The 478-nt window shown below is 31.0% G+C and carries 1 protein-coding gene; it reads left to right on the forward strand.

All coding sequences use genetic code 11. From position 1 onward, the window contains the following. Positions 1-206 precede the first annotated feature (206 nt). The coding region (locus Q0C22_RS09025; protein WP_291493958.1) for a hypothetical protein at positions 207-478 on the forward strand (272 nt) is incomplete at its 3' end.

A 478-nucleotide genomic window follows, 5' to 3' on the forward strand; every position in this document is an offset into this window, starting at 1 on the left:
ATGTTCTCAAGGTATCAACAAAGGTAGAATAGTGACGTCTCCATCGTTATGTGCCAATCACAAGAAAAAAACAAAAAAGGCAATTATTAGAAAATATTTCACAAATTTGAGAACGATAGATAAACATGGTTGGTTTTATCACACGAGTTGATATTGATAAACGTACTGATATAAAATATTAGTATATATTGTCGCTGGGAAAAAAAATGATATCAAACAAAACTGTGTGGTCAAAATTGTCATCGAAATTTTATCTACCAGATGTTGATGCGCGCGAGATGTCAATTCATCTTTCAAATAATTTTTTGAAAAACACCAGCGTGTCTGGTAAAGATATCATTGACAGAATAATCGAATGTGTCCCATATTCCAAAAAAATATTGGATAGTACAGAAATTTATACATTATCAGATTTTGAAATAAAAACATGGTTTTGTCGGTGGATAATAGTTCAGATGGGTGATAAGAGCATCAATAA

Source organism: Desulfurella sp. (assembly GCF_023256235.1).
In the GTDB taxonomy this organism is placed as follows: Bacteria; Campylobacterota_A; Desulfurellia; order Desulfurellales; family Desulfurellaceae; genus Desulfurella.